The organism is Amycolatopsis magusensis, from assembly GCF_017875555.1.
GTDB classification, from domain to species: domain Bacteria; phylum Actinomycetota; class Actinomycetes; order Mycobacteriales; family Pseudonocardiaceae; genus Amycolatopsis; species Amycolatopsis magusensis.
On the sequence record NZ_JAGGMS010000001.1, the window covers coordinates 3,979,883 to 3,998,192 of the forward strand.

An 18,310-nucleotide genomic window follows, 5' to 3' on the forward strand; every position below is an offset into this window, starting at 1 on the left:
ACTGTCTGGAATCGTAGCCCGCGTGACTGCCGACGTGCTGAGCTTCCGCGGTCGCCGGATCACCGCGGACCGCGCCCTGGTGATGGCGATCGTCAACCGCACCCCGGATTCGTTCTACGACCGCGGGGCCCACTTCACCGACGACAAGGCGATCGCCGCGGTCGACCGCGCAGTGGCCGAAGGAGCGGACGTCGTCGATATCGGCGGTGTCAAGGCCGGGCCGGGGGAAGAGGTGACGGTCGCCGAGGAGATCCGCCGGGTGGTGCCGCTGGTCGCGGCGGTGCGCTCGCGGCACCCGGACCTGGTGATCAGTGTCGACACCTGGCGCGCGGACGTCGCCAGAGCCGCGTGCGCGGAGGGCGCGGACCTGCTGAACGACACGTGGGCGGGCGCCGATCCAGGCCTGGTCGAGGTGGCCGCGGAGTTCGGCACGGGTTACGTGTGCTCGCACACGGGGAACGCGGTGCCCCGGACGCGACCGTTCCGGGTGCGGTACCACGATGTGGTCGCCGAGGTGATCGAAGAGACGACCCAGCGCGCGGAAGCCGCCGTCGCCCTCGGCGTACCGCGCGAAGGCATCCTGATCGACCCGACACACGACTTCGGGAAGAACACCTGGCACAGCCTGGCCCTGCTCCGCTACGCCGACCGCCTGGCCGAGACAGGCTGGCCGGTGCTGATGGCCTTGTCCAACAAGGACTTCGTCGGCGAGACGCTGGGGGTGGACCTGGAGGAACGCGTGGACGGCACGCTCGCCGCCACTGCCCTGGCCGCCGCGGACGGAGCCGCCATGTTCCGGGCTCACGAGGTACGACGGACGCGGCAGGTGCTGGAAATGGTGGCCTCGATCAAGGGAAACCGCCCGCCTTCGCGGGCTATACGCGGCCTGGCCTGACCGATCGGACTTCCGCCCACTCCCTGATACCCACGCTCACGCACCCGAGTTACACATTCAGGAACCCGAGTTCTGCATTGGTGCAGCCGAGTTTCACATCCAGGTACCGAATCGTGCGTAGATACACACATGAGTTTTACATTCGGCCCCTGGTGTCCTGTGCTGGTGCGACCGAACCCGCGCACCATGGCCGAATCCCTCGTTCGTGCCGTCGAGTTCGACATTCAGGCAGTCGATCCCCGATCGAGTAGCCGAATTCTGCATCGAGAGCCCGAGCGTGGTCACTCATTCGAGTTATGCATTCATGATTGCGGTACTCGTACCTCGCGTAAGGCTGCTCTCAGTCATATTCGATCTCGCCTGTATGGCGCAACGTCGCGAGTCGGTTATCGAACAGGTGTTTGATAGCATCATCGCCATGGGGGAATCCATGGAGGACCTGCTCCTCAAGATGAAATCCACTGCTGCGGAGGTGGCCCGGCTCGAAGCCCGGCTGACTCGGCAGGTGGTCTCGTTCACCCGCGCCTCGGCGACGAAGCGCGGGGTGGCCGAGGAGTTGGCGATGGCACTGTGCCTGACGAAGTTCAAGGCACAGGCGTTGATCGACCAGTCCGAGGGGCTGGTGGATCGCTTTCCGCTGGTCCTCGGACTGGTGGAACAGGGGCGGGTACCGATGGCGTCAGCGGTGGCCGTCACCAAGGCCGGCGCGTGGCTGGAAGGTGCCAAGGCGTCGGTTGTCGATGAAGTGATGGCCGGGCGGCTCTTGGGCAAGAACCCGACGTCGGCGCGACGGTCAGCCAACGCGGCGATCGCGCGGGTGGATCCCGACGGATTCGATGCGCGGGCCAGGAAAGCGGTGGAGAGCCGCAGTTTCCGCCTGAGACACAGCGAAGCCGGAGTGGCTGGCCTGTTCCTGGAGAACGCCTCCGTGGAGAAGGCGGTGGCGGCGTATCTGTGTGTCGATCGGCAAGCCCGGAAGCTCAAGACCGCGGACGAGACCCGGTCGCTGGATCAGGTGCGGACCGACGTGGCGCTGGACATGATGCTCGGCAAGCAGTTCGGTGGTGAGGTGAAGGCGCATGTGTATCTGTACCTGGATGCGCTGACATATGCGGGTCTGCGCAAGGAGCCCGCGGAGTTGGCGGGACACGGGACGATCCCGGCCTCCCTGGCGCGCCACATCGCTTCCGCGCCCGGCACCGTCTTCCAGCGCATCATCACCGACCCGATCGACGGTCAGGTGACCGATTTGGGACGTCGGCGGTATCGGCCGAAGGCCGGGCTCGACGAGCTGGTCCGGGTGCGTGATCGCGAGTGCCGTCGGCCTGGCTGTACGCGGCCCGCGCAGTTCGGCGACCTCGATCACTGCGATACGAAAGGCAAGGGCTGGGCGCAGGGCTGTCCCACCGACGTCGCCACTCTGGTCGGGCTCTGCCGCGCGGACCACCGGCTCCGGGATGTTCCCGGCTGGCGGCACAAGGTCGATGACGACGGGAAGTTGACCATCACCACACCTGCCAATCAGACCTATACCAGCAGGCCAGAGCCCTTGTCCGGCGGTGAGAATGCGGCGTCGACATCGGAGTCGGTCAAGCCGAAGTCCGAGAGAGCGTATCGGTGGGCGGGAGCCCGCTTCCCGGATCGGCTTTCCTCGTGCAGCAACACCATGCGCGATCGGGCCTCGTCGGTCAAAGGCAGACTGAAGTGGCGATAGACATCCTCGACCGTGCTGATCGGGTCGCGAACGAAGTCCTCGTACTGGACGTCGTAGAACTGGGCGGCACTGTGCTTCCCTCGGGCGGTGCGGAAGTCGGACAGGCCGCGTGCCCAGAGGGCCAGCTGGCTCCGGCCGACCACCTCGCCTTTGAACGCGGTCGACCAGTCGGCGGTGGCGTTCTCGTTCAGGCTGCACACCGAGGCGATCGCGGTTCGCGGATCGCGGTGGGTCTGGATCACCAGGGCATCCGGGTACACGGTGAGCAACTCGTCCAGCGCGAACAGGTGGCTCGGGTTCTTCAGCACCCACCGCCGCTCCGCATCGTGCAGGCCGATCAGGCGCAGCACATCGCGGTGCCGGCGGTAGGCCGTGGTCCAGTCCTGCCCGCGAAGCCAATCCGAATAGGACGGTACGTGGGCCAGACATTCGTACGAAATCGAGCGCAGGGACTGCCGCAGGATCTGCCAGCACTCCTCGACCTGCTCGGCCGAGCTGTAGTGCAGCCCCATGAACTCCGGGTGTTCCTGGTGGTGCTGCTCGTACCCGGCCTGGATGCGGGCGAACACCGGATTCGACTCCCACGTCTCCCGCGGAGGACGCGGCTGGGGGACCTCCGTCAGCCACAGTTCCGGGCCCTGGTGCGCGGGATCGGCGGTGAGCAGTCGATGCAGCGCGGTGGTGCCGGTGCGCGGCAGTCCCGTCACGAAGATCGGCCGCTCGATGGGCACGTCGGCGTACGCGGGGTGCTGCTTCCAGCCAGCCTCGCTGAGCAGTCGCGCGATCAGCGCGCCACGCAGGAAAGCCCGCTTGATCTTCTTGCCGAACGGAGTCAGTTCCGCCTCGCGAGCGTACGAGTCGAGCAGGACCGCCAGGCCCTCGGAGTAGTCGTCCTCTCCGAAGTCATCGAGGCCCGTCACTTTGGTGGCCGAAGCGTGCAGGTCCTCGACCGTGCCCACCGAATCCCGTTCCATGCCGCTCCCTCAGTGGTGGAACTCGCCGCAGTTGACGTCCAAGCACTGCCCGGTGATGGCGCTGGCCATCGGCGAAGCCAAGAAGACCACCGCGTCGGCGATCTCGTCGGGTTCGGGCAGCCGCCGCAGGTCCGTGGTGGCCGCGGTTTCGGCGTAGACCTCCTCGCGCGTCACCCCGCGTTCCTTCGCCAGGTGCCCGAAGTACCACTTCAGCGCGTCGGCCCAGATGTAGCCCGGTGCCACGGAGTTGACCCGGATACCCCTCGGCCCGAGTTCGGTGGCCAGCGATTGTGCCAGCGACAGCAGTGCCGTCTTCGACATCTTGTACGCGCCGAAGGTCCGCCGCGAATGCCGGATCACCGCCGAGTTGATCATCACCACCGACCCGTCCACGCCGGACAGTGCCGGAGCGAGCAATCGGGTCAGCCGCAGTGCCGCGAGCACGGTGGTGTCCAGTGCCGTCCGGATCGCGGCCGGGTCGGCATCGAGCAGGTCACCCATCGGCGGGAAGGCGAAAGCGTTGTGCACCAGCGCGTCCAGGCGGCCGAACTCGGTAATGGTCTGCTCGGCGAGTTGTTCGGCGGCGGCCTCGTCGGCGATGTTGGTCGGCACGCAGAGCGCTCGACGGCCCAGCGCGGTGACCTCCTTCGCAACCTCCTCCAGACGCGATTCGGTACGCGCTGCCAGCACTACGTCCGCACCCGCCGCCGCGGCACGTACTGCGATCGAACGGCCCAGCCCTGGCCCGATCCCGGAGACCAGCACGACCTTGCCTTCGAGCATCATCCGAGCATCCTGGTGGCGAAGGCGGCCTGCCGGGCCGCGATCCGGTCCGCGTACTCACGCGGGGTAACCCGTGCCTGCTGGTAGTACGGCAGTCGGCGGGGGAGTTCGCCGAACGGCACGACCTCCACCTCCGGGCCATCCTCGGGTTTCAGCTTCCTGGCCAACCGCTGCCATCGGATCTGCACGAAACCCCGTGCGTGCCCGGTGCATTCCAGCCAGTTCGCCAGACCCGGGTCGCGCTCGCTGATCACGAACCGGATCCGGCCGTCGGGATCGATGCGTGCCTGCGAGGTGTTCAGGCTGGTCTGGTGGTTGACGTAGTCGAGCGAGATGTACCACCGACTGCCCAACTGCATGCCCTGGTACGGCGCGTCGGAGGCGGGCACGGTCACCACCATGACCTCGTCGTCGGCCAGGTCGTAGTGCCCGGCCGAGGAGAACTGCGTGGTCAGCCCGCCCGGCGTGGACCGCGGTTCGGTCATCGTGTTCACCGGCAGCTCGAGGTAGAACCAATCCGGGAACTTGAGGAAGGTATGCAGCCGGTTGAGCAGCAGTTTCCCCGCCACGCCGTACCGTTTGGTCATCTTGTCCTGCGAAGGTGGCGGCGGCACCTGGCCGATCCGATCCGCGCGCTGGATGCGCAGCACGCCGCGTTCCTCGGCGGCCCAGTCGCTGTACACCTCGCGCGCGACCAGCATCGCCGAGCCGGGTGCCAGCGTGAAGTAGTTGGGGTCGCTCGACTTGTCCGGCCCGAACCGGATCTCGAAGGAGCCGTCCGGCTCGATCCGGATCGACCGGTCGTCGAAGGCGGTGACGCTGTCCGGCACGTCGACCGGCGTGTAGTCGCCGGCGAGCACCTGGAAACTCAGGTCCGCGGTGCTGCCCCGGCGCCCGGTGACCACGTACTCCGCGTTGTCGCGCAGGTAGGCGTGGAAGTACAGGGTGTCCGGGTTGTCCAGTCCCATCTTCGTGTACGGCCCGGTGGACTGCACGAAGTACGGGAAGTCCCGCTCGTAGGCCCACGCCATCTGCAGCGACGCGCGAATGCTGCCGCTGAGGTAGTCGTAGCCCTCGATCAGGTCCTGGTCGGTCCGGATGTGCGGGGCGGATTCGATGATCTTCTCGGCTTCGGCGATCGCTTCGGCGAACGGCTGGGTGAGCACCCCGTCACGGTAGAACGTGTTCTAATTCGCGTCAATGCTCTCCAGGCTGTGGAGCTCGTCCAGTACCAGGACGGTGTGGCTCGACAGCACGTCGGGCATGGTTTGCAGCCGGTGCAGCACCAGGTGCCGCAAGCTCGACGCGTCCGGCGCGCGGACCAGCAACACGATGTCGTGCTCGCCGGAGACGAGTGCGCCGTGCCAGACCTCCGGGATCTCCAGCACCCGCTTGCGCACAGCCTGCCACGAGTGCTGGCTGATCTTCAGGTACACGTACGCCGAGATGCCCAGCCCCGCGCGTTCGGGATCGATCACCGCGCTGTATCCGGTGATCACGCCGTCGCGGTGCAGGCGGTCCACCCGCGAGTAGACCGCCGCCCGCGAGATGTGCAGACGCTCGGCGAGCGCGCGCATGGACAGCCTGCCGTCCGCGCGCAGCTCCTTGACGATTCGGCGGTCGGTCTCGTCGAGTGCGGCCATGTGGCCCAGCCTAACGGTGTTAGCGAGCCAAATGTCCGGAGAATCGGCCTCGGTCTGGAATATTGGCCAGACCGCGATGGAGCATTCGCGCCATGACGACGGTCACCAGCGCGGAGCGCGCTCTGCTCCCCACGGATGAGCCGCTCGCCCTGCTCTCCGCGGCGGGCGAGCTGGTGGCGGACCCGGCCCTGCCGATGCCGGCCGACGAAGTGCTGCTCGACCTGCATCGGAAGATGGTGCTCGGCCGCCGCTTCGACGCCCAGGCCACCGCCCTGACCAAGCAGGGCAGGCTCGCGGTCTACCCCTCGTCGCGCGGACAGGAGGCGTGCGAGGTCGGCGCCGTGGCCGCGCTGGAGGAACGCGACTGGCTTTTCCCCACCTACCGCGACTCGGTCGCCCTGGTCACCCGCGGCGTCGACCCGGTCGAGACGCTGACCCTGCTGCAGGGCGGCTGGCACCTGGGCTACGACCCGTACGAACACCGCGTCGGCCCGCAGTGCACGCCGCTCGCCACCAACACGCTGCACGCGGTCGGCGTCGCGCACGCCGCGCGGTTCAAGGGCGAGGACAGCGTCGCGCTGGTGCTGCTCGGTGACGGCGCGACCAGCGAGGGCGACACGCACGAGGCGTTGAACTTCGCCGGTGTGTGGCAGGCGCCGGTGATCTTTCTGGTGCAGAACAACGGTTACGCGATCAGCGTGCCGATGAGCAAGCAGAACGCGGCGCCGTCGTTGGCGCACAAGGGGATCGGTTACGGCGTGCCGTCCGTGCTGGTCGACGGCAACGACCCGGCCGCGGTCTACGCCGTGGTCCGCGACGCGGTGCGAGCCGCTCGGGAAGGCGGCGGCCCGACGCTGATCGAGGCCAGGACCTACCGCATCGAGGCCCACACCAACGCCGACGACGCGAACCGCTACCGCGACCCCAGCGAAGTGGCCTACTGGCTGGGCCGCGATCCCCTCGACCGCATCGAGGCTTACTTGCGCTCGCGCGGTCTGCTCGACGACACCCGCCGCGACGCCGTGCTGGCCGAGGCCGAGGCGTTCGCATCGAAGGTGCGTGACGGCATGAACGCCGAGGTGGCAGCCGACCCCGCCGACCTGTTCCGGCACGTCTACGCCGAGCCGACGCCCGCGCTGCGCGAGCAGGCGGCCCAGCTCGCCGAGGAGCTCCGATGACCCTGTCCATGGCGGGCGCGCTGAACCGCGGCCTGGCCGACGCGCTCGAAGCCGACGACCGCGTGCTGGTGTTCGGCGAGGACGTCGGTCCGCTCGGCGGTGTGTTCCGGGTGACCGACGGGCTGACCGCGCGCTTCGGCGAAAAGCGGGTGTTCGACACGCCGCTGGCCGAGTCCGGCATCGTCGGCACCGCGATCGGCATGGCGATGAACGGCCTGCGCCCGGTGGTGGAGATGCAGTTCGACGCCTTCGCCTACCCCGCGTTCGAGCAGATCACCAGCCACCTGGCCAAACTGCGCAACCGCACCCGCGGCAAGGTCGAACTGCCGGTGGTCGTCCGGATCCCGTACGGCGGCGGGATCGGCGGTGTCGAGCACCACTGCGACTCCTCGGAGATGTACTACACCCACACGCCGGGCCTGCGCGTGGTCACACCCGGCACCCCGGAGGACGCCTACCACCTGCTGCGTGCCTCGATCGACTCGCCGGACCCGGTGATCTTCCTGGAACCGAAGCGGCTCTACTGGGCCAAGTCCGAAGTGGACTTCGCGGCCGGGGTGCCGATGGACCGCGCGGTGGTGCGGCGGACCGGCTCCGACGTCACGCTGATCGCCTACGGCCCGATGGTGCAGGTCGCACTGGAAACTGCCGACGCAGCACGGGAAGAAGGCTGGGACGCCGAAGTCGTGGATCTGCGCACGCTGTCGCCGTTCGACGACGAGACGGTCGCCGCGTCCGTGCGCAAGACCGGCCGCGCGGTGGTGGTGCACGAAGCGTCCGGCTTCTGCGGGTACGGCGCCGAGGTCGCCGCCCGGCTCAACGAGCGCTGCTTCCACCACCTGCACGCGCCGATCCTGCGCGTCACCGGCTACGACATCCCTTACCCACCCCCGAAACTCGAGGAACACCACCTGCCGAACGTGGACCGCGTGCTCGACGCGATCGCGCGCCTGCAGTGGGACGACGAGGTGATCGGCGTTGCCTGAGTTCCTGCTGCCCGACCTCGGCGAGGGCCTGACCGAGGCGGAGATCGTGCGCTGGCTGGTCTCGGTCGGCGACACGATCACCGTGGACCAGCCGGTGGTCGAGGTGGAAACCGCCAAGGCCGCGGTCGAAGTACCGTCTCCCTTCGCCGGGGAGGTGACCGCGCTGCACGGCGCCGCGGGCGAAACGCTGCCCGTCGGTGCGCCGCTGCTCAGCGTGGGCGGAACGGCTCCGGGATTCACCGAACCGGGCGTGGTGGTCCCGGAGCCTGCCGCCGCCGCCGAGGAAAGCGGCAACGTGCTCATCGGTTACGGCACGTCGACGGCCACCCGGCGACGTCGCCGGACGCCCGGGCGTGCCCCCGCGAGCGTGCCCCAGCAGCGGACGACGGCGGTCATTTCGCCGATCGTGCGCATGCTGGCCAAGGAACACGGGGTCGACCTGCACGCGGTGTCCGGCAGCGGCCCGCAGGGCGTGATCCGGCGGTGCGACATCGAACGGGAGATCGCCGGGCGCTCGGCCGGTGGCCGCCGCATTCCGTTGAAGGGCCTGCGCAAGACGGTCGCCGACAAGCTGTCCACGTCGCGGCGGGAGATTCCCGAGGCGACCGTGTGGGTCGACGTCGACGCCACCGAACTGCTCGCCGCCCGCGACAAGCTCGATGGGGTCGGCCTGCTGGCGTTGCTCGCGCGGTTCACCGTGGCGGGCCTGAAGAAGTTCCCCGAACTGAACTCGCGGGTCGAGCGCGACGAGATCGTGGTGCTCGATTCGGTGCACCTCGGCTTCGCCGCGCAGACCGATCGCGGGCTGGTCGTACCGGTGATCCGCGACGCGCACACGCTCAACACCCGCGCGCTCTCCGCGGCTCTGCGGGACCGCACGGCCGCGGCGCGAGCGGGCGAGCTGACCCCGGCGGACCTGACCGGCGGCACGTTCACCGTGAACAACTACGGGGTGTTCGGCGTGGACGGTTCGGCGGCGATCATCAACCACCCGGAGGCGGCGATCCTCGGCATGGGCCGGATCATCGACCGGCCGTGGGTGGTCGACGGGGCGCTGGTGGCGCGCAAGATCTGCCAGCTCACGCTCGCCTTCGACCACCGGGTGTGCGACGGCGGCACCGCGGGCGGCTTCCTGCGCTTCGTCGCCGACTGCGTGGAGTCGCCGGTCACCGCCCTCGGCGACCTTTAGGCCTCGCGCAGGCTCAGGTATTCGTTGAGCCGGGTCGCGGCCTTGAGCATGGCGAGGCCCCGCGCGGTCAGCTTCCGCTGCCAGTCGTCCAGGGCGCCGGCCAGCGCGTCGACGTCGCCCGCGGTGCGGACCTGGCGGACCACGGTGGCGATGTGCTCCAGCGGATAACCCCCGCGCCGGAGCAGGTGGGCGAGTTCGGCGTCGCGGATGTCGGGCGCGCGGTACACGCGGTAGCCGGTGCCCGATTCCCGGTGCGGCGTCAGGATTCCGGCGTCCTCCCAGTTGCGCAGGGTCGCCGGGGTGACGCGGAGCTGGTGCGCCAGCTCCCCGATGGTGCGTCGAGCCACCGCGTGATCCACGGGACGATCCGCGGGCAGGTGGTCGATCGCGTCCTTCACCGCGTCGAGGGTGTCGCGGTCCCGCAGCAGCCGGTGGTGACCGCGGTCGATGGCGATCAGCGCGCTGTCGAGATCGCCGGCGTGGACCGAGTTCATGATCTGCCCGGCGGTGGCGTGCCCGTAGGCCGGGATCAATGCGAGGTAGGCACGCAGCGCCGCCGCGTGAACCTCGGTGTAGACGCGGTAACCACTCGCGGTGCGTTCGGCGGGCGGCAGGCACCCGTCCTGCTCGTAGTTGCGGACGGCCTGGGTCGACAGGCCGTGCTCGCGGGCTAGGTCGGCGGGTCGCATGCGCCGTTAGTCGGCCACGGCCTCGACCAGGCGGAGCAGCTCGGTGGTCGCGGCGACCCCGCCGAGCACGACGACCTTCAGCGAACCGCGTTCCTCGTCGTAGAGGGTGTCCACGCGCAGCGGCTGGTCGTCGTCCCGGGAGCTGTTCGCCGCGCCCAGCAGCAGCGAGGTGATCCGGTCCGCGGTCGCCTTGTCGACCGCGTCCACCTGCACGATGCTCGACACCTCGACGCGGCGCGTGCCGGAGATCGACGGCTTGCCGGTCAGCTCTTCGAGGTCCTCGCGGGCGATGCGGTACTGCTTGCCGATGCGGACCGCTTTGAGCCGCCCGTTCCGCACGTAGTTGCGGACCGTGCGCACGTGCAGCCCGAGTCGGTCGGCGACCTGCTCCACGGAGAGCAACTCCTGCGTCATGTGCTCAAACTACGTCAGGAACCGGACCGGTCGAGCAGGCGCACCAGCGCCGCGGCGGCCTCCTCGGCGTCCGCGGTGGACACCGCCGACGGGTCGAGCAGCGCCCGTTGCGCCAGCCCGCTGAGCAGGGCGTGCGCGGCCACGCTCAGCCGCCGCGCCTGCTCGCCGGTGGTTCGCGTGGTGCCGAGGCAGCGGTCGGTCAGCAGGTCGCGCAGCCGCTGCGCCGGGATCGGCTGGGTGGGGACCGGTTCGCGCAGTGAGGCGGCGGTCGCTTCCAGCTCGAAGGCGAACCGGTCGCGCGCGCCTTCTTCGGTGGCCATCTTCATCCACACCCGCGCCGCGCCCCGCAGCACCTCGGTCACCGGCAGCTCCGGATCGGTGAGCGAGTCGAGCTCGCCCGCCAGTTCGGTGGAGAGCTGGTCCATCGCCGCGGCGAGCAGGTTCCGCTTGCTGCCGAAGATCGAGTAGATCGCGCCTGTGCTCAGTTCGGCCCGTTCGGCGATGTCCTCGAGGCGGGCGTCGCGGTAGCCGTGGGCGGCGACCTCGGCGAGGCAGGCCTCGATCAGCGCTTCACGATTGCGTGCCTTCAGCACGGTCCGTTTCACGGCAGTGATGCTAATCTGATTATTAGCGTAATCAAATTATCCCACCGGAGGGTGCCGTGCGCGAGGTCGCCAGGATCACCGGTTCGATGACGCCGGCCACCGGCTTCCCCACGGTGGACCAGGTGCACCGGTTCACCGCCGAGATTGCCGAAAAGCACCCGGACGCCGTCACGGTGACCGTGCTCGGCCGGTCCAAGCTGGGCGACCCGATCCACCACGTCCGGGTCGGCGGCGGGCCGCGGCAGGTGGTGGTGATCGGCAGTCCGCACCCCAACGAGCCGATCGGCCTGCTGACCATCCGGCAGCTGCTCTGCGAACTCGCCCAGGACACCGAACTGCGCGAAGCCCTCGGCGCCACCTGGCACTTCGTGCCGTGCGCCGACCCCGACGGCACCCGGCTCAACGAGGGCTGGTTCGACGGCCCGCTCACCCGCGACCACGTGGCGCGCAACTTCTACCGGCCGCCGAGCAACGAGCAGGTCGAATGGACCTTCCCGGTCGAGTGGCGCGGGCAGCGCATCGGCACGCCCATCCCGGAGACGCGCGCGCTGATGAAGCTGATCGACGCCACCCGGCCGCAGTTGATCGCCTCCTTGCACAACGCCGACTTCGGCGGCGGCTTCTTCTACGTCAGCGGCGGCGACGCCGAGTACTACGCCGCGCTCACCGCGTTGCTCGACGACGCGGGAATCCCGCTGGACCGCGGTGAGCCGGACGCACCCGGTGCCCGCGCGCTCGCGCCGGCGGTGTTCGAAATGCCGTCCTTCGGCACGATCGCCGAGGCGATGGGCGCGCCGCTGCTCACCGGCGGGAGCACGCGGGACTACTCCGCGCGCTACGGCAGTGCGGTGCTGATCAGCGAACTCCCGCTGTGGGTGGACTATGGCCCGGCGTACGCCGACGAAAGCTACGCCCAGGACCTGGACTTCTTCACCGGCTTGTTGCAGCCGTTGCGGTTGAGCGGCCGCAGCCCGTTCGAGCGCGCGATCACCGACGCGCTGCGCTGGTTCCGGTTCGCCGGCGGGGAGGTGTGGCCGAGCGTGATCCGCCTGCGGTGCGCCGGAATGCTGCTGCGCCTGTTCGCCGACGAACCGGCGTCACCGGAGATCGACGCGGCGCGCGCGAAGCTGACCCCGGTTTTCGAGCGCTGGTGCGCCGAGGTCGCCGAACGCGCGCCGGGCACGCTCGTGCCCCCGCACCGCCTGGCCGGGGTGCAGGCGGGCGCGATCGTCACCGCGGTCACCCGGCTGCGCGACGGCCTGCCGGTCTGACTGCTCCATCCGGGTGCGCCCGCGAAACCGCCGGGAACTCCGGAACCGCCTCCGGCGACCTCTACTGCGAACGGTCGTGGGAAGCGAAGGACGGGGTGCATGGCCTGGTACGACGATGACGACCTGTGGGCCGGCTTCGCCGGGGCGATGTTCTCCCGCCGACGGGCGGCCGAGGCCGCCGAACTCGTCGCCAAGTCGCCGTTGCTGGCGTTCCCGGCCGGGGCCAGAGTGCTCGACCTGTGCTGCGGACCGGCGCTCCACGTGGTGCCGCTGGCGCAACGCGGCGACCGGGTCACCGGGGTGGACCTGAGCGAGGTCATGCTGGCGCGGGCCCGCGAAACCTGCCGGGAAGCCGGTGTCGACGTCCGGCTGGTCCAGGCGGACATGCTGGACTTCGCCGAGGACCGCGCCTTCGACGTGGTGCTCAACCTCTACACCTCGTTCGGCTACTTCGACGACCCCGCCGACAACCTGCGCGTGCTGCACAACGCCCACACCAGCCTGGACCGCGGCGGCACGCTGCTGGTCGACGTGCTGGGCAAGGAGGTCCTGGCGAGCTGGGTGGGCCGCCCGCAGGCCGTGGACGTCGACGAGGGCACGGTGTTCATGCGCGACACCATCCTCGACGACTGGACCCGCCTCCGTACCGAATGGACACTCGTCGCCGGGGACACCGTGCGCCGCGCCACCATCACCAGTTTCCTGTACAGCGCCGCGGAACTGCGTGCGTTGTTCCAGCAGGCCGGGTTCACCGACGTGGAGTGCTTCGGTGACTTCGACGGCAGCCCGTACGACAACCACGCCCGGCGCCTGATCGTGCGCGGCCGACGTGCGGACTGAGGTCGAGGGCGAGCCGCGCTGGCGCCTGCTCGCCGAACCGACGACGCCCGACGCCCCCGCCAGGGGTGGGCTCACCGGCGCGATCGTCGTGCTTTCGCTGGTACTGCTCGTTTCCGTGCTCGCCGGCATCGCGCTCGGCCCGACCGTGGTGCCGCTCGACGACGTGCTGCGTTACCTGCAGGCCGCGCTCACCGGCGGCCGGATCAGCCAGGCCGAGGTCACCGGCTACTCGATCGTGTGGGACGTGCGCACCCCGCGGGTGCTGCTCGCGGTGGTGGTCGGCGCCGGGCTCGCCGTGGTCGGCGTGGCGTTGCAGGCGCTGGTCCGCAACGCGCTGGCCGAGCCGTTCGTGCTCGGTATTTCGTCGGGGGCCTCGGTCGGAGCCACCGCCGTGGTGGTGTTCGGGGTGTTCGCCTCGCTCGGCGTGCTCGCCATGTCGGTCGCGGCCTTCCTCGGCGCGCTGATCGCGACCGTGCTGGTCTACCTCGCCGCCCGCAGCGCGCTCGGGCTCACGCCGCTGCGGCTGGTGCTGACCGGGGTCGCGCTCGCGTACGCCTTCCAGGCGGTGATGAGCATGATCGTCTTCCTGGCGCCGAACAGCCAGGCGGCGCAGACGGTGTTGTTCTGGCTGCTCGGCAGCCTCGGGGCGGCGAGCTGGCAGTCGCTGCCGATCGCGGCGATCGCCGTGGTGGTGACGGTGGTTCTGCTGCTACGCAACAGCAGGCCGCTCGACATCCTCTCGCTCGGTGACGAGACCGCGGCGAGCCTCGGAGTGGACGCGGCGGCGTTGCGGCGCGGGCTGTTCCTGCTGACCGCCGGGGCGACTGGACTACTGGTGGCGGTCAGCGGCGCGATTCCGTTCGTCGGGCTGGTGCTGCCGCACGTGGTCCGGATCGTGGTCGGCTCCAGCCACCGCCGCGTGCTCGCGATCGCCCCGCTCGCCGGGGCCATCTTCCTGGTCTGGGTGGACGTGCTGGCGCGGGTCGTGGTGGCGCCGGAGGAACTGCCGCTCGGGGTGATCACCGCGCTGATCGGGGTGCCGGTGTTCATCGTGCTGATGCGCCGCCGCGGCTACATGTTCGGGGATCGCTGATGGGACAGGCGAGAATCGCGCTGCGCGGGGTCTCGGTCGAGATCGCCGGGCGGGCACTGGTCCGCGAGCTGAACCTCGACGTCGGGGAGGGCGAAGTGGTCGGCCTGGTCGGGCCGAACGGCAGCGGCAAGTCGACCGCACTGCGCTGCGTGTACCGCGCGCTGAAGCCGACCACCGGCGCGGTGCTGCTCAACGACGAGGACCTGAGCCGGGTGGCGCTGGCCGAGAGCGCCCGCTCGATTGCCGCGCTCACCCAGGACAGCCGCGCCGAGCTGGACTTCACCGTGGAGGAGGTGGTCGCGCTCGGGCGGTCACCGCACCAGCGCGGCAACGCCCGGCTCACCGCGCGCGAACGCCAGCTGTGCCGGGACGCGTTGCGGCGCATGGACATCACGCACCTGGCGGTGCGCAGCGTGCTGTCGCTTTCCGGGGGTGAACGCCAGCGCGTGCTGATGGCCAGGGCACTGGTGCAGGAGCCGAGCGTGCTGGTGCTCGACGAGCCGACGAACCACCTCGACGTGCGTCACCAGGTGGAGTTGCTGAGCTTCCTGGCCGGGTGCGGGCTGACCGTGCTGGTCGCGCTGCACGACCTCAACCTGGCCGCCGCGGTGTGCCAGCGCATCGCCGTGCTGCGCGACGGGGAACTGGCCGCCTGCGGCACCCCGGCGGAAATCCTCACCCCCGAACTGGTCCACGACGTGTTCGGCGTGCGGGCCAGCGTGGTCGCCCACCCGCGGACCGGGATCACCCAGCTGCTCTACGACCTCGACCCCGACAGCTCCGAAGAGCTTGACAGTCCCGAAAGGACCGAGCGCGCATGAGAACCCGCCTGGTAACGCTGCTGGCGCTGCTCCCGCTGGTGGCGGCCTGTGGTGCCACCGTCGAGCCCGCGCCCGCCGCCGGGCCGCCGGCCACCGCCACGGTGACCAACTGCGGTGAGCAGGTCACCTACCCGACGCCGCAGCGCCCCGTGTCCTACGACATCAGCGGCACGGAGAAGATGTTCGCGCTCGGGCTGGCCGACCGGATGCGCGGGTACGTGCTCAACAAGGTGGCGGATCCGTCCATCGACGGCTCGGAGTGGAAGGCCGACTACGCGAAGGTGCCCCGGCTCGGCACCGCACGGATCACCCGGGAGATCGTGGTCGACGCGCAGGCCGACTGGGTGTTCGCGGGCTGGAACTCCGGCTTCAGCGAGGAGCGCGGCATCACGCCGAAGCTGCTGGAACAACTCGGCATCCGCAGCTACCTGCACACCGAAACCTGCTGGGACTACGGCACCGCGAAGGCCGACGTGTCCCCGCTCGACGCGCTCTTCGCCGACCTGGAGAACCTCGGCAAGATCTTCCACGTCGAGGCACGGGCCACGGAACTGGTGGGGCAGCTGCGTTCCCGGCTGGACGCGGTGCGCCGAGGTGCGCCCGCCGGTGCGGAACCCACCCGGGTGTTCGTCTACGACTCGGGCACCGACCAGCCGTACACCGCGGGCAAGCACGCCGCGCCCACCGACATCATCGCCGCGGCGGGAGGGCGCAACGTCTTCGCCGAACTGGCCGACGGCTGGGGCTCGGTCGGGTGGGAGCCGGTGGTGCAGGCCCAGCCCGAGGTGATCGTGGTGGCCGACTACGGCGACCAGCCGGTCCAGGCGAAGATCGACTTCGTGAAGTCCTTCGAGGGCCTGAAGAACTCGCCCGCGGTGCGGGAGAACCGGTTCCACGTCATGTCGGTCGGCGAGCTGGTCAGCGGGCCGCGCAACGTGGCCGCGGCCGAAAGCCTGGCCCGCTACCTGCGGTCGATCGGCCGATGACCCGGGTGCCGGAGGCCATGGTCGCCGCCGCGGTGCACGAGCACATCACCGACGCGATCAAGGACCCGAGCCTGATCCGGCTGGGGCCGAACCTCGTGCTGGCGCGGTTCGAGACGATGAAGGTCTACGCCGCGCTCGGCGCCGTCCGGTCGCTGCTGGACAGCGGCATCGTGCGACCGGGGCAGACGCTGATCGACTCCTCCAGCGGCATCTACGCGCTCGCGCTGGCGATGGCGTGCCACCGCTACGGCCTGCAGTGCCACATCGTCGCGTCGACCACGGTGGACGCGACGATCCGCGCGCAACTGGAGGTGCTCGGCGCGACGGTGGACCAGATGCCGCCGTCGGCGAGCCTGCAACTGGACCAGGAACGCCGGGTCGGCCGGGTGCGCGCGCTGCTGGCCGAGCGGCCGGACGTGCACTGGATGCGGCAGTACCACGACGAGGTGCACTACGCGGGGTATGCGGAACTGGCGGAGATCGCCGCGCGGTCGCTGCCCGCGGGGGCGCTCACGGTGGTCGGCGCGGTCGGCACGGGCGCGTCCACCGGCGGGCTGGTCGAGTCGCTGCGGCAGCGTGATCCGGAGGTGCGGCTGACCGGGATCCAGCCGTTCGGCAGTGTCACCTTCGGCAGCGAGCGCCTGTCCGACCCGGAGGCGATCATCGCCGGGATCGGCAGCTCGATCCCGTTCGGCAACGTCCGGCACACGCTGTACGACCGGTTGCACTGGGTGGATTTCCGGTACGCCATGGCGGGCGCGGTCGGGTTGCTGCGGGAGCACGCGGTGTTCGCCGGGCTGTCCACCGGGGCGGCGTACCTGGCCGCGCGGTGGGAGGCGCGGGCCGAGCCGGAGCGGACGTTCCTGGTGATCGGCGCGGACACCGGACATCGGTATGTCGACAAGGTGTTCTCGCGACACCAGGACGCGCTGGATCCGGAGCTGCTGTTCCCGGTGGAGGTGGGTTCGCTGGCCGAACTGAGCCTGCCCTGGTCCACAATGGACTGGGCGCGGAGGGCGTACCGATGACCATCGTGCTGTTGGAGGCGCTCTCGTTCGGCCTGGGCCGCATCGCTGACGCGGCGGCGGCGGCCGGGCAGCGGCTGGTGCTGTTCACCGGTGACCGGTCGATCTACCGGTACGAGCTGAGCCGGCGCTCGATCGACGTGGTGGATGTCGATACCTTCGACGCAAGCGCTTGCACCAAGGCGCTGTCGTCGGTGCCGGACTTGGCCGGGTTGATCAGTTCCACCGACACCTGGGCTGTACCGGGCGCGCAACTGGCTGCCGATTTCGGCTTGCCGGGCCCGTCGGTCGACGCCGTGCGCGTTCTGCGGGACAAGGCACGCGTACGGCAGTTGTTGCACGCACGGGGGTTGAGCCGGGGTACAGCCGTGGACGCGACGACGGAGCTGACGGACTTCCCGTTGGTGGTGAAGGACTCGGCGGGCACGTCCTCGCGGGATGTCTCGCTGGTGCGCTCGACGGCGGAACTGCATGCGGTGCTGTCGGGTACGGGGGCTTTGAAAGGACGGCTGATCGCGGAGCCGTTCCTGGTCGGGCCGGTCTACAGCGCGGAAACCCTGACCTGGCAGGGGGAGACGCGGCTGTTCGGGGTGTCCAGCCGTCAGTTGTCGCCGGTCTACCGGTTCCGGGAGGAGTCGGCGGCGTTCCCGGTGGCTTTCGGGGATAAGGACAGCGAACTGCTGCGGCAGTGGGTCTCCGAGGTGCTGGCCGTCGCCGGGCATGACCGGGGTTTCGCGCACGTCGAGTTCGTGCTGGGCGCGGAGGGACCGGAACTGGTCGAGATCAACGCACGCATCGGGGGCGCGCTCGTCGGGGAGGCGCTGTGCCGCGCGCTGGGCACGAACGTCTACCACGCGATGATCGACATGGCGCTGGACCGGCGCCCCTCCCTGCTCGACGCCGTCCTCCCCGGCGGCCCGGCGGTCGCGTTCAGCCTGATCTACCCCACCCGCCCCGGGCGACTCGTGGGCTGGACCGGCCTGGATGCGCTGGCGATGCACCCGGGGGAGCCGGAGTGGTACCCCACCGCCACCCCGGGCGACACCTTCGACCACCTGGCCGACCAGCGCTCCTGCACCGGCCTCGTCCTCGTACACGGCGACACCGCCGAACTCGCCGCCCACCGAGCCCACTCCGCCGCCTCCCTCATCCACCCCACCCTTACTTGACGTCCCCACCCGAACGTGGCGCGAGCCTCCACCGA

Annotated in this window: 18 protein-coding genes and 1 pseudogene; 12 read left to right on the top strand and 7 right to left on the bottom strand. The window is 69.9% G+C overall.

All coding sequences use genetic code 11. The features are described from left to right. Nucleotides 1-82 precede the first annotated feature (82 nt). On the top strand, nucleotides 83-895 hold the full coding sequence (folP, locus tag JOM49_RS17735; protein ID WP_209671288.1) for a dihydropteroate synthase: 813 nt from the start codon (nucleotides 83-85) through the stop codon (nucleotides 893-895). Nucleotides 896-1,346: 451 nt separating this feature from the next. Then, nucleotides 1,347-2,192, top strand: a pseudogene (locus JOM49_RS17740) (HNH endonuclease); the annotation flags it as partial. A 230-nt stretch (nucleotides 2,193-2,422) separates the two neighbouring features. On the opposite strand, the gene JOM49_RS17745 reads toward JOM49_RS17740, so the two are convergent. Genes JOM49_RS17745 through JOM49_RS17760 form a run of 4 tightly spaced genes read right to left on the bottom strand, consistent with a single transcriptional unit; the run spans nucleotide 2,423 to nucleotide 6,009 of the window. After that, nucleotides 2,423-3,583, bottom strand: a complete 1,161-nt coding sequence (locus JOM49_RS17745) for a sulfotransferase family protein (protein ID WP_209665384.1) — start codon at nucleotides 3,581-3,583, stop codon at nucleotides 2,423-2,425. A gap of 9 nt (nucleotides 3,584-3,592) precedes the next feature. Beyond that, entirely contained in the window at nucleotides 3,593-4,369 is a 777-nt protein-coding gene (locus JOM49_RS17750) for an SDR family oxidoreductase (protein ID WP_209665385.1), read from the bottom strand. After that, the gene (locus tag JOM49_RS17755; protein ID WP_209665386.1) at nucleotides 4,366-5,532 is read right to left on the bottom strand and encodes a DUF1214 domain-containing protein; all 1,167 of its coding nucleotides are present in this window, start codon (nucleotides 5,530-5,532) and stop codon (nucleotides 4,366-4,368) included. The genes JOM49_RS17750 and JOM49_RS17755 overlap by 4 nt, the downstream gene beginning before the upstream one ends. Before the next feature lie 21 nt (nucleotides 5,533-5,553). Continuing rightward, nucleotides 5,554-6,009, bottom strand: coding sequence for an Lrp/AsnC family transcriptional regulator (locus JOM49_RS17760; RefSeq protein ID WP_209665387.1), 456 nt, complete (start codon nucleotides 6,007-6,009; stop codon nucleotides 5,554-5,556). Between the two features lie 92 nt (nucleotides 6,010-6,101). Here JOM49_RS17760 and pdhA point away from each other — a divergent pair, with 92 nt between their 5' ends. The 3 genes from pdhA to JOM49_RS17775 are packed head-to-tail and all read left to right on the top strand — an operon-like array spanning nucleotide 6,102 to nucleotide 9,362. Beyond that, entirely contained in the window at nucleotides 6,102-7,187 is a 1,086-nt protein-coding gene (gene pdhA, locus JOM49_RS17765; RefSeq protein ID WP_209665388.1) for a pyruvate dehydrogenase (acetyl-transferring) E1 component subunit alpha, read from the top strand. Continuing rightward, a complete protein-coding gene (locus JOM49_RS17770; RefSeq protein ID WP_209665389.1) occupies nucleotides 7,184-8,173 on the top strand; it encodes an alpha-ketoacid dehydrogenase subunit beta in 990 nt (329 codons plus the stop codon). The genes pdhA and JOM49_RS17770 overlap by 4 nt, the downstream gene beginning before the upstream one ends. Continuing rightward, a complete protein-coding gene (locus tag JOM49_RS17775; protein WP_209665390.1) occupies nucleotides 8,166-9,362 on the top strand; it encodes a dihydrolipoamide acetyltransferase family protein in 1,197 nt (398 codons plus the stop codon). The genes JOM49_RS17770 and JOM49_RS17775 overlap by 8 nt, the downstream gene beginning before the upstream one ends. On the opposite strand, the gene JOM49_RS17780 is transcribed toward JOM49_RS17775, so the two are convergent. The 3 genes from JOM49_RS17780 to JOM49_RS17790 are packed head-to-tail and all read right to left on the bottom strand — an operon-like array spanning nucleotide 9,359 to nucleotide 11,070. Then, on the bottom strand, nucleotides 9,359-10,051 hold the full coding sequence (locus tag JOM49_RS17780; protein ID WP_209665391.1) for a TioE family transcriptional regulator: 693 nt from the start codon (nucleotides 10,049-10,051) through the stop codon (nucleotides 9,359-9,361). The genes JOM49_RS17775 and JOM49_RS17780 overlap by 4 nt on opposite strands. A 6-nt stretch (nucleotides 10,052-10,057) precedes the next feature. After that, nucleotides 10,058-10,465: a helix-turn-helix domain-containing protein gene (locus JOM49_RS17785; protein ID WP_209665392.1), complete on the bottom strand. Its 408-nt coding sequence runs from the start codon at nucleotides 10,463-10,465 to the stop codon at nucleotides 10,058-10,060. A 14-nt stretch (nucleotides 10,466-10,479) separates the two neighbouring features. Continuing rightward, on the bottom strand, nucleotides 10,480-11,070 hold the full coding sequence (locus tag JOM49_RS17790; RefSeq protein WP_209665393.1) for a TetR/AcrR family transcriptional regulator: 591 nt from the start codon (nucleotides 11,068-11,070) through the stop codon (nucleotides 10,480-10,482). Between the two features lie 56 nt (nucleotides 11,071-11,126). Here JOM49_RS17790 and JOM49_RS17795 point away from each other — a divergent pair, with 56 nt between their 5' ends. The 7 genes from JOM49_RS17795 to JOM49_RS17825 all read left to right on the top strand — a co-directional run bounded on the left by JOM49_RS17795 (nucleotide 11,127) and on the right by JOM49_RS17825 (nucleotide 18,275). Then, on the top strand, nucleotides 11,127-12,341 hold the full coding sequence (locus JOM49_RS17795) for a M14 family zinc carboxypeptidase (RefSeq protein ID WP_209665394.1): 1,215 nt from the start codon (nucleotides 11,127-11,129) through the stop codon (nucleotides 12,339-12,341). Between the two features lie 99 nt (nucleotides 12,342-12,440). Continuing rightward, nucleotides 12,441-13,181 carry a class I SAM-dependent methyltransferase gene (locus tag JOM49_RS17800; RefSeq protein ID WP_209665395.1) on the top strand — a complete coding sequence of 247 codons (741 nt, stop codon included), beginning with the start codon at nucleotides 12,441-12,443 and terminating at the stop codon, nucleotides 13,179-13,181. Next, a complete protein-coding gene (locus tag JOM49_RS17805) occupies nucleotides 13,171-14,274 on the top strand; it encodes a FecCD family ABC transporter permease (RefSeq protein WP_372444029.1) in 1,104 nt (367 codons plus the stop codon). Before JOM49_RS17800 ends, JOM49_RS17805 begins: the two co-directional genes overlap by 11 nt. Then, nucleotides 14,274-15,095: an ABC transporter ATP-binding protein gene (locus JOM49_RS17810; protein ID WP_209665396.1), complete on the top strand. Its 822-nt coding sequence runs from the start codon at nucleotides 14,274-14,276 to the stop codon at nucleotides 15,093-15,095. The genes JOM49_RS17805 and JOM49_RS17810 overlap by 1 nt, the downstream gene beginning before the upstream one ends. After that, entirely contained in the window at nucleotides 15,092-16,081 is a 990-nt protein-coding gene (locus tag JOM49_RS17815) for an ABC transporter substrate-binding protein (protein WP_209665397.1), read from the top strand. The genes JOM49_RS17810 and JOM49_RS17815 overlap by 4 nt, the downstream gene beginning before the upstream one ends. Further along, a complete protein-coding gene (locus JOM49_RS17820; RefSeq protein ID WP_245369362.1) occupies nucleotides 16,078-17,109 on the top strand; it encodes a pyridoxal-phosphate dependent enzyme in 1,032 nt (343 codons plus the stop codon). The genes JOM49_RS17815 and JOM49_RS17820 overlap by 4 nt, the downstream gene beginning before the upstream one ends. Further along, on the top strand, nucleotides 17,106-18,275 hold the full coding sequence (locus tag JOM49_RS17825) for an ATP-grasp domain-containing protein (RefSeq protein WP_209665398.1): 1,170 nt from the start codon (nucleotides 17,106-17,108) through the stop codon (nucleotides 18,273-18,275). The genes JOM49_RS17820 and JOM49_RS17825 overlap by 4 nt, the downstream gene beginning before the upstream one ends. The last annotated feature ends 35 nt before the right edge of the window (nucleotides 18,276-18,310 follow it).

Excerpts from the sequence above, each read along its gene's own strand:
- JOM49_RS17815 (WP_209665397.1), top strand. The coding sequence starts at position 15,092 with ATGAGAACCCGCCTGGTAACGCTGCTGGCGCTGCTCCCGCTGGTGGCG.
- pdhA (WP_209665388.1), top strand. The coding sequence starts at position 6,102 with ATGACGACGGTCACCAGCGCGGAGCGCGCTCTGCTCCCCACGGATGAG.
- JOM49_RS17820 (WP_245369362.1), top strand. The coding sequence starts at position 16,078 with ATGACCCGGGTGCCGGAGGCCATGGTCGCCGCCGCGGTGCACGAGCAC.
- JOM49_RS17745 (WP_209665384.1), bottom strand. The coding sequence starts at position 3,583 with ATGGAACGGGATTCGGTGGGCACGGTCGAGGACCTGCACGCTTCGGCC.
- JOM49_RS17800 (WP_209665395.1), top strand. The coding sequence starts at position 12,441 with ATGGCCTGGTACGACGATGACGACCTGTGGGCCGGCTTCGCCGGGGCG.
- JOM49_RS17760 (WP_209665387.1), bottom strand. The coding sequence starts at position 6,009 with ATGGCCGCACTCGACGAGACCGACCGCCGAATCGTCAAGGAGCTGCGC.
- JOM49_RS17785 (WP_209665392.1), bottom strand. The coding sequence starts at position 10,465 with ATGACGCAGGAGTTGCTCTCCGTGGAGCAGGTCGCCGACCGACTCGGG.
- JOM49_RS17825 (WP_209665398.1), top strand. The coding sequence starts at position 17,106 with ATGACCATCGTGCTGTTGGAGGCGCTCTCGTTCGGCCTGGGCCGCATC.
- JOM49_RS17780 (WP_209665391.1), bottom strand. The coding sequence starts at position 10,051 with ATGCGACCCGCCGACCTAGCCCGCGAGCACGGCCTGTCGACCCAGGCC.
- JOM49_RS17750 (WP_209665385.1), bottom strand. The coding sequence starts at position 4,369 with ATGATGCTCGAAGGCAAGGTCGTGCTGGTCTCCGGGATCGGGCCAGGG.
- JOM49_RS17810 (WP_209665396.1), top strand. The coding sequence starts at position 14,274 with ATGGGACAGGCGAGAATCGCGCTGCGCGGGGTCTCGGTCGAGATCGCC.
- JOM49_RS17770 (WP_209665389.1), top strand. The coding sequence starts at position 7,184 with ATGACCCTGTCCATGGCGGGCGCGCTGAACCGCGGCCTGGCCGACGCG.
- folP (WP_209671288.1), top strand. The coding sequence starts at position 83 with ATGGCGATCGTCAACCGCACCCCGGATTCGTTCTACGACCGCGGGGCC.